The 15,431-nt window shown below is 66.6% G+C and carries 12 protein-coding genes; 11 read left to right on the top strand and 1 reads right to left on the bottom strand.

The genetic code is table 11. The features are described from left to right. Nucleotide 1: 1 nt before the first annotated feature. On the top strand, nt 2-844 hold the full coding sequence (locus tag D105_RS0111815) for a proline/glycine betaine ABC transporter permease (RefSeq protein ID WP_018877051.1): 843 nt from the start codon (nt 2-4) through the stop codon (nt 842-844). Between the two features lie 52 nt (nt 845-896). Continuing rightward, nucleotides 897-1,766 carry a glycine betaine ABC transporter substrate-binding protein gene (locus D105_RS0111810; protein ID WP_018877050.1) on the top strand — a complete coding sequence of 290 codons (870 nt, stop codon included), beginning with the start codon at nt 897-899 and terminating at the stop codon, nt 1,764-1,766. A 576-nt stretch (nt 1,767-2,342) separates the two neighbouring features. Here the strand turns inward: D105_RS0111810 and D105_RS0111805 are convergent. Beyond that, on the bottom strand, nt 2,343-2,660 hold the full coding sequence (locus D105_RS0111805; protein WP_018877049.1) for a hypothetical protein: 318 nt from the start codon (nt 2,658-2,660) through the stop codon (nt 2,343-2,345). Between the two features lie 219 nt (nt 2,661-2,879). Between D105_RS0111805 and D105_RS0111800 the strand changes: the two genes are divergently transcribed. From D105_RS0111800 to ilvC, 9 genes are all read left to right on the top strand, one after another. Then, complete coding sequence (locus D105_RS0111800) at nt 2,880-3,740, top strand: CbbQ/NirQ/NorQ/GpvN family protein (RefSeq protein ID WP_018867533.1); 861 nt, start codon at nt 2,880-2,882, stop codon at nt 3,738-3,740. After that, entirely contained in the window at nt 3,737-6,292 is a 2,556-nt protein-coding gene (locus D105_RS0111795; RefSeq protein ID WP_018878537.1) for a nitric oxide reductase activation protein NorD, read from the top strand. The genes D105_RS0111800 and D105_RS0111795 overlap by 4 nt, the downstream gene beginning before the upstream one ends. After that, the gene (locus D105_RS0111790; RefSeq protein WP_018878536.1) at nt 6,289-7,506 is read left to right on the top strand and encodes an acetoin utilization protein AcuC; all 1,218 of its coding nucleotides are present in this window, start codon (nt 6,289-6,291) and stop codon (nt 7,504-7,506) included. Before D105_RS0111795 ends, D105_RS0111790 begins: the two co-directional genes overlap by 4 nt. A gap of 277 nt (nt 7,507-7,783) precedes the next feature. Continuing rightward, entirely contained in the window at nt 7,784-8,680 is an 897-nt protein-coding gene (locus D105_RS0111785; protein WP_018878535.1) for a hypothetical protein, read from the top strand. A 228-nt stretch (nt 8,681-8,908) separates the two neighbouring features. Further along, the gene (locus D105_RS0111780; RefSeq protein WP_018878534.1) at nt 8,909-10,075 is read left to right on the top strand and encodes an aldo/keto reductase; all 1,167 of its coding nucleotides are present in this window, start codon (nt 8,909-8,911) and stop codon (nt 10,073-10,075) included. A 149-nt stretch (nt 10,076-10,224) separates the two neighbouring features. Continuing rightward, complete coding sequence (locus D105_RS0111775) at nt 10,225-11,808, top strand: DNA mismatch repair protein MutS (RefSeq protein WP_018877046.1); 1,584 nt, start codon at nt 10,225-10,227, stop codon at nt 11,806-11,808. Between the two features lie 289 nt (nt 11,809-12,097). Then, on the top strand, nt 12,098-13,816 hold the full coding sequence (gene ilvB, locus D105_RS0111770) for a biosynthetic-type acetolactate synthase large subunit (RefSeq protein WP_018878533.1): 1,719 nt from the start codon (nt 12,098-12,100) through the stop codon (nt 13,814-13,816). A 22-nt stretch (nt 13,817-13,838) separates the two neighbouring features. Beyond that, a complete protein-coding gene (gene ilvN / locus D105_RS0111765) occupies nt 13,839-14,333 on the top strand; it encodes an acetolactate synthase small subunit (protein ID WP_018867526.1) in 495 nt (164 codons plus the stop codon). 66 nt (nt 14,334-14,399) lie between these two features. Further along, nucleotides 14,400-15,416 carry a ketol-acid reductoisomerase gene (gene ilvC, locus D105_RS0111760; protein WP_018862774.1) on the top strand — a complete coding sequence of 339 codons (1,017 nt, stop codon included), beginning with the start codon at nt 14,400-14,402 and terminating at the stop codon, nt 15,414-15,416. Nucleotides 15,417-15,431: the final 15 nt, after the last annotated feature.

Here is a 15,431-nt window from a genome sequence, read left to right as displayed (position 1 = left end):
CATGGAAGGACGCATCAACATCCCCGTGGGGGACTGGATCGAGACCGCGGTCGACTGGATCCTCGACAATCTGGAGCCCGCGCTGGACGGCATCGCCTGGTTCCTGGGGCTGCTGACCAACTCCTTCGAGGGGGCGCTGCTGGCGATCCCGGCGTGGCTGCTGGTGCTGATCCTGGTCGGGCTCAGCTGGTGGCGGGTTAGCTGGCGCTTCGGCATCTTCGCCATCGTGGCGCTGGGGCTGATCCTGGGGATGGACCTGTGGGAGCCCACGATCAAGACGCTGTCGCTGGTGCTCGCGGCGACCGCCGTCGCGCTGGCGATCGGCATGCCGGTGGGTGTGGCGATGGCGCGCAGCGACTGGGTCGAGGCGTCGATCCGTCCGGTGCTGGACCTGATGCAGACCATGCCGCCGTTCGTCTATCTGATCCCGGCGGCGATCTTCTTCGGGCTGGGCACCGTGCCGGGTGCGATCGCCACGGTGGTGTTCTGCATGCCGCCGGTGGTGCGCCTGACCAACCTTGGTATTCGCCAGGTCAACCGCGAGCAGATCGAGGCGGGGCTGGCGTTTGGTTGCAATCGGCGCCAGCTTCTGACCAAGATTCAGTTACCTCTGGCGATGCCGTCCATCATGGCCGGCATCAACCAGACCATCATGCTGGCACTCTCCATGGTGGTGATCGCGTCGATGATCGGTGCCGGCGGGCTCGGCAATACCGTGCTGACCGGTATCCAGCGGCTCGATGTCGGGCTGGGGTTCGAGGGCGGCCTGGGCGTCGTGATCCTCGCCATCCTGCTCGACCGGATCACCCAGAGCGTAGGGCTGCGGCGCAAGGCGAGCGGCTGATTCGGGCTCGTGCGCGGCGCCATCCGTTTCACTCGAAGGAAGGAGTAGCAAGATGAACAAGACACTGACTTCAACCCTGCTGGGCGGCGTGCTGGCCGCCTCCATGGGCCTGTCCACCGCGCAGGCCGACGATATCCAGATTGGCTGGACTGCGTGGTCCGATGCCGAGTTCGTGACCAAGCTGGCCGAGCGGGTCATCGAGGACGAAATGGGCTATTCGGTCGAGCTGATTCAGACCGACATCGCCCCGCAGTATCAGGGCCTGGCCTCCGGCGATATCGACATGATGCTGATGGCCTGGCTGCCGGGTACCCATGCCGACTACATGGAGCGCGTCGGGCAGGACGTGGTGAACCTCGGCCCGTTGTACGGCAATGCCCGCCTGGGCTGGGTGGTGCCGGACTACGTGCCCGAGGATGAACTCGGCTCTATCGAGGATCTGAAGAAGGACTCGGTCCGCGATCGCCTGGACGGCCGCATTACCGGGATCGACCCCGGCGCGGGCCTGACCCGGCTCTCGGAAGAGGCCCTCGAGACCTACGGCCTGGACGGCTACAGCCTGCAGATCTCCTCCGGGGCGGGCATGACCTCCGCGCTGGACCGGGCGATCCGTCGTGATGAATGGATCGTCGTCACTGGCTGGAGCCCGCACTGGAAGTTCGGCGCCTACGACCTGCGCTACCTGGAAGACCCGGATGAGGCCCTGGGCGGCTTCGAGCGTATCCATGCCCTGGCCCGCGAGGGCTTCGCCGAGGAGTATCACGATGTCGCGATGATGATCTCGCGCATGCACCTGAACCTGGACGTGCTGGAAGAGGCGATGTTCTACGCCCAGGAGAACTCCTACGCTGAGGCCGTGGACCGCTTCATCGAGGACCACCCGGAGTACGTGCAGTACTGGGTGACCGGCGTGATCGACTGATCAGCACGGACTACCCGCAGCACCCGAAAGCCCCGCCCCGGCGGGGCTTTCTTTGTTCAGGCCACTGCATTTTGTTTCACCACGAAGCGCACGAAGGCACGAAGAAGGGCCAGGTTAAGGGCTTTTCACCACAGAGGGCACAGAGTTCACGGAGAAAGGAGCTAGCTTACCAAAGGGCAGGATGTGAAGCTGCCCGGTGCCCGGATGGATGCGTTTCGCGGCGCTCAACCGCATCCTGCTCGCAAGAACCTTTCACCAATCATCGTCATCCAGGAAACTGCAAAGCGGTCGTCCGGTATCTCCTGGGGCTGGCGATGCGTTGGTGGCAGGCTCGAAAGATCCCGGCTCTCCGCTGCGCTGCGGCCGGGATGACAGGAGGGTAGGGGGCGGCCGAGATGACAGGGTTGCGGAGGGGGCTGCCGGGATGGTGGCGGTGCCAGCCGTATGTCTAGGTTTGTTGTTGGGGCGTGGGCCACCGGTGCACCCGGCCCGGAACGCGAAAGGCCCCGGGCGGGTCGCCGCGGGGCCTTTGAGTGACGCGCCCCGGGGCGAGCCGCGGGGTGGGGCGATCCGGGATCAGCCGATCCAGGCGTGCTCCAGCACGTCGATGCGGATCTTCTCGTGGAAGGTCTCGCCATTGCCCTCGATCACCAGGTCGCCAATGCGGGTGCCGGCGGTATCAAAGCTGAACTTGCAATCGAAGGTACCCGGCAGGGACACGCTGCCCTCGCACAGGGTTTCGCCTTCCACCGAGAACTTGCAGCTGGCGCTGCCGGAGCCGTTCAGCATGGCCTGGACCCGGAATTCCTCGTTGATCGGACGGCGGTACACGTTCGGGTCGCGGTTCGGGTTGTACTGCAGGTTGTTCAGCTTGACGAGTTTGACAAGTTTCATACCGGGTCCTCTGTTGAAGCGCTGAATCCGAGTGACGGGCGCCTTTGCACGCCCAACCCCGCAGCCGTGGGGCGTTTGGTTCATGCAAGTGCGCAGGTTCGATAGAATATAAACAGCAAATGATACAACAAAGCCTGCGCGAACACGATTGGCCGCCCGCCCAGCGCGCTGGAGGGTAACGCTGCGCACGCGCATACACCAGTCCCTGCCGGAGATCCCATGAAGAACCTGATCAACCGCATCCGCGGTGTGGAACGCGATGTCATCGAGAAGCCGGGGGACGCGGGCGGTGCCCCCTTCTACAAGCCCCAGGGTGACGAGATCGAGATCTTTCAGGCGGCGTACTCGAAGCGCCTGCCGGTGATGCTCAAGGGCCCGACCGGCTGCGGCAAGACCCGCTTTCTGGAGCACGTGGCGCACACCCTCGGCCAGCCGCTGGTGACCGTCTCCTGCCACGAGGACCTGACCAGCTCCGATCTGGTCGGCCGCTTCCTGCTGGAAGGCGAGGAGACCGTCTGGCAGGACGGCCCGCTGACCCGTTCGGTCAAGGAGGGCGCGATCTGCTACCTCGACGAGATCGTCGAGGCACGTACCGACACCACCGTGGTCATTCACCCGCTGACCGACCACCGCCGCCAGCTCCCGCTGGACAAGAAGTCCCAGATCATCGACGCGCACGAGGACTTCATGCTGGTGATCTCCTACAACCCGGGATATCAGACCGTGCTGAAGGATCTGAAGCCCTCGACCAAGCAGCGCTTTGTCGGCATCCACTTTGACTACCCGGCCGAGGATGTCGAGCGCGAGATCGTGGCCAAGGAATCCGGCGGCCTGGATGCCGACCGCGTGGAAAAACTCGTGGCGGCCGGGCGCAAGGCCCGGGCCCTGAAGGACCATGGGCTGGAAGAGGCGACCTCCACCCGAGCACTCGCCTATGCCGGCGAACTGATGCAGGCCGGTCTGAGCCCGCGTGTGGCCTGCCGTGCCGCGATGATCGCCCCGATCACCGACGACCCCGAGCTGATCCAGGCGCTGGAAGAGATCTTCGACGCCCACTTCCCCGAGTCCGAAGCCGCGTGAGCGATATCGCGACCAACGGCGGCGCGAAACCGGAGGCGGAAGAACTCGTCGAGATCGAGGAAATCCTCCAGCACCTGGAGGACATCAGCTTCGTCGCCCACCGCGACACGAAGGAAGCCCTGCCGGCTATCCGCCCGTTCGGCGCGACCATTGCGCGGCGCTGGATCGAGACGGCCCGCGACCTGTTCTTCCATGACCGGGAGTCGGGCAAGAGCTTCATGCGCCACTCGGCGCGACTCGCCGAGCACATGCAGACGGTGGAGCTGTGGCTGGAGCAGGCGGCCCGCTTCAAGGAGTGGGTCAACTCCAACTATGCCCTGGAAGGCTTCATGGCCCAGGCCGATCGCGTGTATGACGCCTGGGGCGAGGCCGGCGAGCGCGAGTGGGCCGAGATCGGCCTGCGCTGGTGCGCGCGCAGCCTGCCGGATGCCCGGGCCTATTTCGAGACCGACTTCGAGAAGCTCGCCGGCGGGCGTGGCATCGACGGCCTGCGCGCCCTGATCGAGCCGGCCGAGACCCTGTTCGACGAGCGCGGCCTGACCCTGGATGCCTACCTCGAGGGTGCACCGATCGCGCGAAACCTGGTCGGCGACCAGGGCCTGCTGTCCTGGGCGCGGCGCGGCGCGGACCTGCTGAAGGCCGGCCGCTCGCGCGGCGAGGCCTACTTTCGTCTGGAGAGCGACGAGAGCCTGAAGCTGCTGCTGGAGGCATTGCCGGGCTTTCGCCCGCGCATGCACGGGCGCTTCCTGCGTCTGGTGCTGATGGCCTGGCTGGACGCCGACATCCCGCTGGCCGATTCCAGCTGGAAGCCGGGCGAGGGCCGCCCGATGCTCGAGACCGACGGCCGGCGCCTGTTCATGCCGGCGGTCATGGGCTCGCGCGAGGAGGCGATCGTCGCCACCCAGCACGCGGCCGCGCATCTCGCCTTCGATACCTATGCGCACAGCGAGGTGGAGCGGCTGTTCGCACGCGCGGGTGCGGAGCATCCACCGCTGGACGACAAGTCGCGCATCACCTGGCGCCCGCTGTTCGCGCCCTTCGAGGCGCGCATGTTCCGCTTCCAGGTGCTGTTCGACCTGGCCGAAGACCTGCGCGTGAACGCACGCCTGGCCCCGCGTATCCCGAACTTCCTGCCGCGCCTGGTGGCGCTGGCCGAGGTCCACGGTCGCCCGGAAGGCGTGGCCGGCGTCTATTTCGACTTCGCACTGAAGGCCCACCAGGCCCTGCTGCGCGACGAGCCGCAGGACCCGCGTCTGGCGCGTGTGCTGGAGCCGGACGCGGACGTCGTAACCGCCTGGGCGGTCGGCGAGGAGCTGTTCGCCGACGAGGCCTTCCCCGGGATCACCATCGAGGAGCGCGCCGAGGCCTATCTGCCCGGGCTGTCGCTGAACCAGTCGCTGCCGGTGTATCCGCAGCGCAAACGCGACGGCAGCCTGGCCGACTTCCGCGACCACGAGGCGCACGACGAGCACAAGTTCGAGCACCAGAAACAGGAAGAGCAGCCGCAGCAGGCCCCGGAGCAGGCGCAGAAGGATCCGGACGCCGACATCCAGACCCCGCAGCAGGAGACTTCCGGCACCGGCGGGCGCATCGGCACCGGTATCCCGCAGCCGGCGCAGGTGGCCAAGCGCGCCGCCCCCTACACCCCGAAGAAGGACGGCATCCCGTATCCGGAATGGGACTACCGCGAGCAGCGCTACATCTCCGACTGGGTGAATCTCTACGAGCGGGTGCTGGACGACGAGGACCCGGCGCGGGCGGCCACGATCCTGTCGGAGAACGCCGATACCCTGAAGCGCCTGACCCGCGGCCTGGAGATGCAGCGCCCGATGCGCCTGGCGCCGCTGAGGAAACAGCTCGACGGTGATGAACTGGATACCGAGGCGGTGATCGACTACATCGCCGACAAGAAGGCGGGGCTGTCGCCCAAGGCCTTCATCTACCGCCGCCGTGCGGTGCAGCACCGCGATACCGCCGTGCTGATGCTGGCGGACATGTCCACCTCGATCATGGCGCGCCACCCGGGCGGGCAGGGCAAGATCGTCGACCGCGTGCGCGAGGGGATGATGCTGTTCGCCGAGGCGATCGAGAAGGTCGGCGACCCCTACGCGATCTCCGGCTTCGCCTCCAAGCAGCGCGACCAGGTCAACTACTACTGGCTGAAGGACTTCAACGAGGGCCTGAACGACACCGTCCGCGCCCGCATCGCCGGGGTCTCCGGGCGTCTGGCCTCGCGTATGGGCGCGGGCATTCGGCACTCGCTGGAGGCATTCCGGCGCAGCTCGGCCCAGCGCCGGCTGCTGCTGATCCTGTCCGACGGCCGCCCGGCCGACTACGACGACGGCGGCGATCAGCGCTACCTGCACGAGGACACGCGCATGGCGATGAAGGAGGCGGTGGACGCCGGCGTCCACCCCTTCTGCATCACCCTGGACCCGTCCGGCTCCGAGTACCTGCCGGCGATCTTCGGTCCCGGTCACTACACCATCATCGACCACGTGGACGAGCTGCCGCGCCGTCTGCCCGAGATCTACCTGAGGCTGCGACAGTGAGTGCCACCCCCGAAGCCATCGATGCCTCCACCGGGGCCGCGGACCGGCACCCGGAGCCGGCCCGCCGTCATGCCACGTTGCTGCATGCCCCGCGCTACCGCGGCCACAGCTACGGCGACAACCACCCGCTCGGGATCCCGCGCGTCTCGCTGACCATCGACCTGATCGAGGCCTATGACGCGATCACGCCGCAGGAGATGGCCGTATCGCGCAAGGCACAGCCGGCCGAGCTCGAATGGTTTCACACCCGCGAGTACGTCGCCGCGATGCAGCGCGCCGAGGCGCTGGGCAAGGTCTTTCAGCGCTACCGCGACCGCCACAACATCGGCAACTTCGAGAACCCGTTCTTCGCCGGTTTCTTCGCTACTCCGGCGACTGCCACCTGGGGCTCCATCCAGGGGGCCGAGGTGGTGCTGGGCGGGCGCATGGCCTTCAACCCGGCCGGTGGCATGCATCACGCCGCCCCCGACCAGGCGCGCGGCTTTTGCTACTTCAACGACCCGGCGCTGGCCATCCTGCGCCTGCGCCAGGCCGGGCAGCGCGTGCTGTATCTGGATATCGACGCCCACCACGGCGACGGGGTCGAGGCCGCGTTCACCGACGACCCGGACGTGCTCACCGTCTCCCTGCACATGGACACCGAATACGGCTACCCCTTCGAGGGCGGGCGCATCGAGGACACCGGACCGCTGGGCAACGCCGTGAACCTGCCGCTGCCCAAGGAGACCAACGACACGGAGTTCCGCGCCGCCTTCACGGCCGTCTGGGAGGCCGTGCGCACCCGCTGGCAGCCGGATGCGGTCGTGGTCCAGGCCGGGACCGATGCGCTGCTGCCGGACCCGCTCGGCAAGTTCGGCATCTCCACCCAGTGCTTTCTCCAGTGCATCGACGACGTAATCGAGACCAGCCCGCGCCACGCCGACGGCACGCCGAGGCTCCTGGTGCTCGGAGGCGGCGGTTATCACCCGCTGGCGCTGGCGCGCTGCTGGACCGGGGTCTGGGCCCTGCTGACTGGCCGCGAGCTCCCCGCCGCGATCCCGGAGTCCGGCCAGGCCCTGCTGCGCGAGGTCGACTGGGACATGGACGAGGAGGAGGACTGGTACGAGAACCTGTTCGTCTCCCGCCTCGACGCCGACCGCTCGGGCCCAGTCCGCCCCGAGCTCGAGGCGCGACTGGCGCAGCTGCGAGCCACACACCCCTTGCTGCGCGGCTAGCGCGGGCGGCCTGGCCCTGCGGCGGCAGGGGCGGCGTCCTTAGTGGAGGACCGGTCCCCTCGGTCCTCGGTGTAAAGATGTCCGACGCCTCTACGGTGGATATTCGGCGTTCAGCGTCGGATCTTTTTACATAACAGCCTCTCGGGGTGAACATATTCACGAAAACGCATAAACAAACTAGGCGCTTACGGATTTGGTCCGGCGTTTGCTTTGTATTCCAGCAAGGGGCGATGGGCGCCCTCGAAGGCCGCGGGGCCGGGAGCTGGAGGTGGGTGCGATGCGCAAGTGGTGGGCGAATCAGGTTGCAGTGCTGGCGGGCGTGATGCTCGCGGGATCGGTGGCGAATGCCGCCATCATCGAGCTTCCGGGTATCGATGAAACCTACGACGGGATCCCGGTCGCGCTGCAGTACAACGACTTTTATTCCTATTCCGGTTCCCTGCTGTACCAGTGGGGCTTCCTCACTCAGAACCAGTACACCGGTCAGGGCACGGGATCGCTCGACCTGATCGTGGGCACGGGATCCAGTGGCCAGGACAATCAGAACATCGGGCCGGGGGGTAGCTACAGTTTCGAGAGCCCCATGCCTTTCCCCAGCGGCAATACCTCGGAGTTTGACGGCACTTGGGGCATGGGCACGCAGGCCAATGGCCCGGTCCTGGTGGATAATCTGCTGGCCTACCTCGACGCCATCAATCCGGGCGCGACGATTCCCACCTTCATTTTCGACCACAACCAGACTGGGGGCTCCCCCGATCTGTGGGTGCAGGCCGAGGTCTTCATCTACGACCCCGAGACCGGGGAACGCGTGGCCCGCTGGATCTTCGACGATGGCAACGGCAACCCGGCGCTCTCGCCCGGTAACGTGGAGGTGATCGGCGAATCCGGCACCGTGTACGAGGCCAATGCTAATGTCGGGAGCGGCCGACTGGACTACATCGTGTTCGCGCCGACCATGGACCTCAGTCTGTTTGCCGGGGCCGGCTATCTGTTCGGGATCGATTTCTTCATGAATGACCTGAACAATGGTTTCGAGGAGCTCTACCTCAGTGGCCGGTTCACCAACGGTACGCCGGTGTCGCTGCCCGGTTCGTTCCTGCTGCTGGGGCTTGGCCTGGCCCTGCTGGTGGTAGCCGTGCGCCGGCGCGGTCGCGCGGGTCCAGCAGCCCACTAGGCGCCCGGCCCCTCTCGGCCTTTCCGCGCTTGACCCTGCGCCCCGGCATATGCCGGGGCGCAGTGCATTTGGGGTGAAACGGCGCAGTAGTGGCCCGCTCGCGTTGCGGGTTTTCGCAAATCCTGGCCGCTGACGTAGGATTCCTCCCGCGCCCGGACCCCGTTCGGCCCGGGTCGGCCAGCCCCCGCTGGCCGGATGAGGGATGGCTGCGACCGAGCGAGGAAACGCATGGAGTCCGAGCAGAAACTGATACCCGGATACGCCAACGCCAAGGCAACGCGCCGCTACGCGGAGCAGTTCGTGTCCGAGGGCAAGGCCGCCGAGGGGCATTACAGCGAGTTCTCGCGCGCGAAGATGCGCCTGTCGAGCCTCGGAATCGGCACCTTCGGCGGCGCGGCCACCGCCGAGGTGGACGCGCAGATCTCCGCGATCGTCGCGCGCGGGCTGACCGAGGGCGTCAACGTGGTGGATACTGGCGCGCACTACCGGTACGGGCGTTCGCTGGCGGCCGTCGGGGCGGGTGTGCGCACCGCGCTGGAGGCCGGGGTCCCGCGCGAGGCGATGTTCCTGATCTCCAAGGGCGGCTTCCTGACGCTGCGCGGCGGGCCGCCGGAGGACATGGAGGCCTGGTTCCAGCGCGAGATCGAGTCCCAGGGCATGGGGACGAAGGACGACCTGGCCAAGGGCGCGCACCTGCTGACGCCGGAATACATCCACTACCAGATGGAGCTGTCGCGCTCGCTGATGGGGGTGGAGACGCTGGATGCCTTCATCATCGACCAGCCCGAGGTGCACATCCACGAGATCGGCAAGGAAGCGACCAACCGCAAGCTGGAGCCGGTGTTCGAGGTGCTGGAGCGGGCCGCGCGCGAGAAGAAGATCCGCGCCTACGGCATCTCCACCTTCGAGGGCTTCCGCGAGGAGACCGATGCCGCGGTGTTCCAGTCGCTGACCTCGATGCAGGGGCTGGCCGAGCGCGCCGCGCAGACCGTCACCGGCGACGACCATGCCCGGCATCACTTCAAGATCGCGATGCTCCCCTTCAACCAGGTGATGCTGGAGGGGTTCACCCGCTTCAACACCGCCACCGGGCAGGGCAACGTGGCGAGCCCGCTGCAGGCCGCCCACCAGCTCGAGGTGTACATGATTGCCTCGCACTCCATGCTCAAGGGCCATCTGGCGCAGCAGTCGGTGGAGGTGGTCGAGCAGCAGCTGGCCAGCCTGCCTAATCCGGCCCAGCGCGCGATGCAGTTCAACCGTTCCACGCCGGGGCTGGGCACCTCGCTGGTCGGCATGAGTACGCCGGCGCACCTGGACGACATGCTGGCGGTGATGCGCGAGCCGATGATGGACAAGAAGGCCTACCTTGGCATGTTCAAGAAGGCCGAGGAGTAAGCCGGAGCCGGGTCTTTCCCTGGTGGGAGCCGGCTTGCCGGCGAAGCCCCTGCCAGCATCCGGCTTTGGCAGGGGCTTCGCGTGCAAGCACGCTCCCACAGGGTCCCGGGCCCCGGCTGCAATCGCGAATTCATGCACAAGGGTATGCCATGCAGGTTGATCTGAAGGCCCTCGAATTTCCCGCGATCCAGCGCCTGCTGGAGCGCCTGACTGCCACCCCCTACGGTGCCGATGCCGCGCGCGGCCTGGAGCCGGCGCCGAACCTGGATGCCGCCCGGGCCCTGCAAAAGGCGGTAACCGTCGCGCGCCAGCGCCTGGACGCCGGCACCCTGCCGCGGCTGGGCCAGCTTCCCGACGTGCGCGCGGCGCTGCGCCAGGCGGCCAATCCCGGCGCGGCCCTCCCGGTGCAGGCGCTGCACAACCTGCAGACCATCATGCGTCATGCCCGCGAGCTGGCGGACCAGCTCGCCGATACGCCGGAGATCTACCCGGCCGACCTGAACAAACTGTATCCGCCCGAGGCACTGGAAGAGCGTCTGTCCGCGTGCCTGAATCCTGGGGGTTCGCTGCGCGAGGACGCCAGTGCATCACTGGTCGAGGCCTTTGGCGAGCGCAACCGCCTGCGCGGCGAGGTCGAGGCGGTGGTAAAGAAGCGTCTGGCAGCCTCCGATGTCGCGCAGAAGGGCGAGGACGCGCTGAAGGTTCAGTGGCACCAGGAGCGCGCCGTGATGGTGCTGCGCGGGGATGCCGCCAGCGCGGTAAAGGGCGTGCGCCGAGGCACGGCCATGGGCGGGCGCGACCAGATCGTGGAGCCGATCGAGGCGGTGCCGCTGAACAACCAGCTGGATACGGTCAACGGTCAGATCAACACCGAGCAGCAGCGCCTGCTACGCGAGCTGACCGATGTGGTGCGCCAGTACGGCGAGCCGCTGGAGCTGATGCTGACCGCGCTGACCTGGATCGATCTCGCCTCGGCCGCGGCGCAGCTCTCGGCCCAGATGAATGCCCACGCCCCGCGGCTGGAGGCCGAGGCGGGCGTGGAGCTGGTCGAGGCCTACCATCCGCTGCTGCTGTTGCAGTTTGCCGAGGGCAACGGCCCGCAGCCGGTGCCGCTGTCGATCCGGCTGGATGGCGAGCAGCCGCTGTTGCTGATCACCGGGCCGAACACCGGTGGCAAGACGGTCGCGCTGAAGACCTTGGGCCTGCTGGTCACCATGGCGTGGTGCGGGCTGCATATCCCGGCCGAACAGGACTGCCGCATCGGGCGTTTCGATCAGGTGATGGTGGATGTTGGTGACAACCAGAGCCTGTTCCACCACCTGTCGACCTTCGCCGGGCATGTGGAGGTCCTGAAACGCATCCTCGAAAACGCCGGCCCCGAGAGCCTGATCCTGCTGGACGAGCTGGGCACGGGCACCGACCCGGACGAGGGCGCGGCCCTGGCGATGGCGATGCTGGACGAACTGCGCGCGCGGGGCACGCGCGGGATCGTGAACACCCACCTGGCGCCGCTGAAGGACTACGCCGCACAGCATGCGGGCATCGTCAACGCCTCGATGCAGTTCGACGCGGAGACCCTGTCGCCCACCTACCGGTTGCTGATTGGCGAGCCCGGCGTCTCCTTCGGTCTGACCATCGCGGAGAAGAACGGCCTGCCGCCGCAGCTGGTGGCCCGCGCCCGCGAGCACTTCGCCGAGCTGCCCACCGCGCAGGCTGGGGCCGAGCACAGCTGAGCCTTGATCCGGGGTGCTCCCTGGAGATCGCCGCGGCGCTGCGCGCCTCGCGATGACGATTATTTTTCGTGCCGGTCATGGCGAGGCCCCGCCGGGGCCGTGGCCATCTCTGGGCACAACCCCAACGCGGGTTGCGGCAGGCTCCTCGGCGCTGCATGAATTGCACCGATTCCGCGCGTCATGGCGTGAAATGGGGGCGATTTCATATTAGGATGGTGGGCTATTTTGATTTGTGGTGCATGATCGCTCGACGATCGTGCACAAGCCCCCGGTAAGGAAGTCGACCATCATGTCCGAGACCGCAAGTTCCTCCACCGCCATCACCGGCGCCGAAATCTTCTGCCGCAGCCTGCAGGCCGAGGGCGTCGAGGTCGTATTCGGCTATCCCGGTGGCGCGGTACTGCACATCTACGATGCGCTGTACCGGCAGGACAAGGTCTCCCACGTACTGGTGCGCCACGAGCAGGGCGCGGTACATGCGGCCGAGGGCTATGCCAAGTCCTCCGACAAGCCCGGCGTGGCGCTGGTCACCTCCGGCCCCGGCGCGACCAACGCGATCACTGGGATCGCCGATGCCTACATGGATTCCGTGCCGCTGGTGGTGTTCACCGGCCAGGTGCCGACCAGCCTGATCGGCAATGATGCCTTTCAGGAGGTCGACACCGTGGGGATCACGCGTCCCTGCGTGAAGCACAACTTCCTGGTCAAGGACGTGAAGGACCTGGCCACCACCATCAAGAAGGCCTTTTACGTGGCGACCACCGGTCGCCCCGGCCCGGTGGTGGTGGACATCCCGAAGGACGTGACCGCCGACAGCTGCGAGTTCGAGTACCCGGAGAGCATCCACATGCGCTCCTACAACCCGGTCTCGAAGGGGCACACCGGGCAGATCCGCAAGGCGGTGGAGCTGATCCTGTCGGCGAAACAGCCGATGATCTACACCGGCGGTGGCGTGATCCTGGGCAAGGGTTCCGAGGCGCTGACGGAGTTCACCCGAAAGCTGGGCTATCCGATCACCAACACCCTGATGGGGCTGGGCGGCTACCCGGCGTCGGACAAGCAGTACCTCGGCATGCTCGGCATGCACGGGACCTACGAGGCCAACATGGCCATGCATCACGCGGACGTGCTGATCGCGATCGGTGCGCGCTTCGACGATCGCGTGACCGGCAACATCGAAAAGTTCTGCCCGCACGCGAAGATCGTGCATGTGGACGTCGATCCGTCTTCCATCTCCAAGAACGTGAAGGTGGACGTGCCGATCGTGGGCGAGGTGGAGCCGGTGCTGCGCGAACTGATCAAGGGGCTGAGCGAGAACGGTGGCAAGCCGGATGCCGAGGCTCTGGCCACCTGGTGGAAGCAGATCGAGGAATGGCAGGCGCAGGACTGCCTGAAGTACGACCAGAATTCCGAGCTGATCAAGCCGCAGTACGTGGTGCAGAAGTTCTGGGAGCTCACCCAGGGCGAGGCCTTCGTGACCTCGGATGTCGGCCAGCACCAGATGTGGGCCGCGCAGTTCTACCGCTTCGACAAGCCGAACCGCTGGATCAACTCCGGCGGCCTGGGCACGATGGGCGTGGGCTTGCCGTTCGCGATGGGCGTGCAGTTCGCGCATCCGGACGCGACGGTGGGCTGCATCACCGGCGAGGCCAGCATCCAGATGTGCATCCAGGAGCTGTCCACCTGCTTCCAGTACCAGCTGCCGCTGAAGATCCTGAACCTGAACAACCGCTACCTGGGCATGGTCCGGCAGTGGCAGGAGTTCTTCTACCAGGGCCGCTACGCGATGTCCTACATGGATGCCCTGCCGGACTTCGTGAAGCTGGCCGAGGCCTATGGCCATGTCGGCATCCAGGTCACCCAGCCCGGCGACGTCGAGGGTGCCATCAAGGAGGCCCTGGCGCAGAAGGAGCGCCTGGTGTTCCTGGACTTCATCACCGACCAGTCCGAGAACGTGTATCCAATGATCCCGGCCGGTGCCGGCCAGAACGAGATGATCCTGGTCTGAGCCGGGTACAGGGAAGAGCCGTATGCGTCATATCATCAGTGTCCTGCTGGAAAACGAAGCCGGTGCCCTCTCGCGGGTGGCCGGGCTGTTCTCCGCGCGTGGCTACAACATCGAGTCGCTGACCGTCGCGCCGACCGACGACCCGTCGCTGTCGCGCATGACCATCGTCACCAGTGGTTCCGACGAGATCGTCGAGCAGATCACCAAGCAGCTGAACAAGCTGATCGACGTGATCAAGCTGCTGGACATGACCGCCTATCCGCACATCGAGCGCGAGATGGCGCTGGTCAAGGTCCGCGTGCCGGAGGCCGCCGATCGCGAGGAGGCGAAGCGCCTGGCGGATATCTTCCGCGGCCGCATCATCGACGTGACCCACGACACCTATGTCGTCGAGATCACCGGCGAGGGCTCCAAGCTGGATGCTTTCCTCGAGGCGCTCCAGCCGTTCCCGGTGCTGGAGGTCGTGCGTTCCGGCGTCATGGGCATCGCACGCGGCGACGTCAGCCTGCAGATCTGAATCCCCGGGTCCGGTGCTGCCTGCGGTGCCGGACCCGTTTGTTTGCCCGATATCAAGGAAATTGTGATGAATCTCTACTACGACAAAGACGCCGATCTCTCCATCATCCAGGGCATGAAGGTGGCCATCATCGGCTACGGCTCGCAGGGCCACGCCCATGCGAACAACCTGAAGGACTCCGGCGTGGACGTGACCGTGGGCCTGCGCGAGGGCTCCGGTTCCCGCGCCAAGGCCGAAGAGGCGGGCCTGAAGGTCGCCGACGTCGACGCCGCGACCGCCGGCGCCGACCTGATCATGGTGCTGGCCCCGGACGAGTACCAGGCCGCGCTGTACCGCGACGTGCTGGAACCGAACCTGAAGCAGGGCGCGACCCTGGCCTTCGCCCACGGCTTCGCGATCCACTACAACCAGATCGAGCCGCGCAAGGACCTGGACGTGATCATGATCGCGCCCAAGGCCCCGGGCCACACCGTGCGCTCCGAGTTCGTGCGTGGCGGCGGTATCCCCGACCTGATCGCCATCCAGCAGGACGCCTCCGGCAAGGCCCGTGACATCGCGATGTCCTATGCCTCCGCGATCGGCGGCGGTCGCACCGGCATCATCGAGACCACCTTCAAGGACGAGACCGAGACCGACCTGTTCGGCGAACAGGCCGTGCTGTGCGGCGGTGCGGTGGAGCTGGTCAAGGCCGGCTTCGAGACCCTGACCGAGGCGGGTTACGCCCCGGAGATGGCCTACTTCGAGTGCCTGCACGAGCTGAAGCTGATCGTCGACCTGATGTACGAGGGCGGCATCGCCAACATGAACTACTCGATCTCCAACAATGCCGAGTACGGCGAGTACGTGACCGGCCCGCAGGTGATCAACGAGGAGTCCCGCTGGGCCATGCGCGAGGCGCTGAAGAACATCCAGAACGGCGAGTACGCCAAGCAGTTCATCCTGGAAGGCGCCATGAACTACCCGTCGATGACCGCCAACCGCCGCCTGAACGCCGCCCACGAGATCGAGCAGGTGGGCGAACGCCTGCGTGCGATGATGCCGTGGATCAAGGCCAACCAGCTGGTCGACAAGTCCCGCAACTGATGCGGCTCCCCGCGG

This window comes from Thioalkalivibrio sp. ALE28 (genome assembly GCF_000377425.1).
GTDB lineage: Bacteria > Pseudomonadota > Gammaproteobacteria > Ectothiorhodospirales > Ectothiorhodospiraceae > Thioalkalivibrio.
Note: the sequence above shows the minus strand (reverse complement) of the source record. Positions and strands in the feature narration are given on the sequence as shown.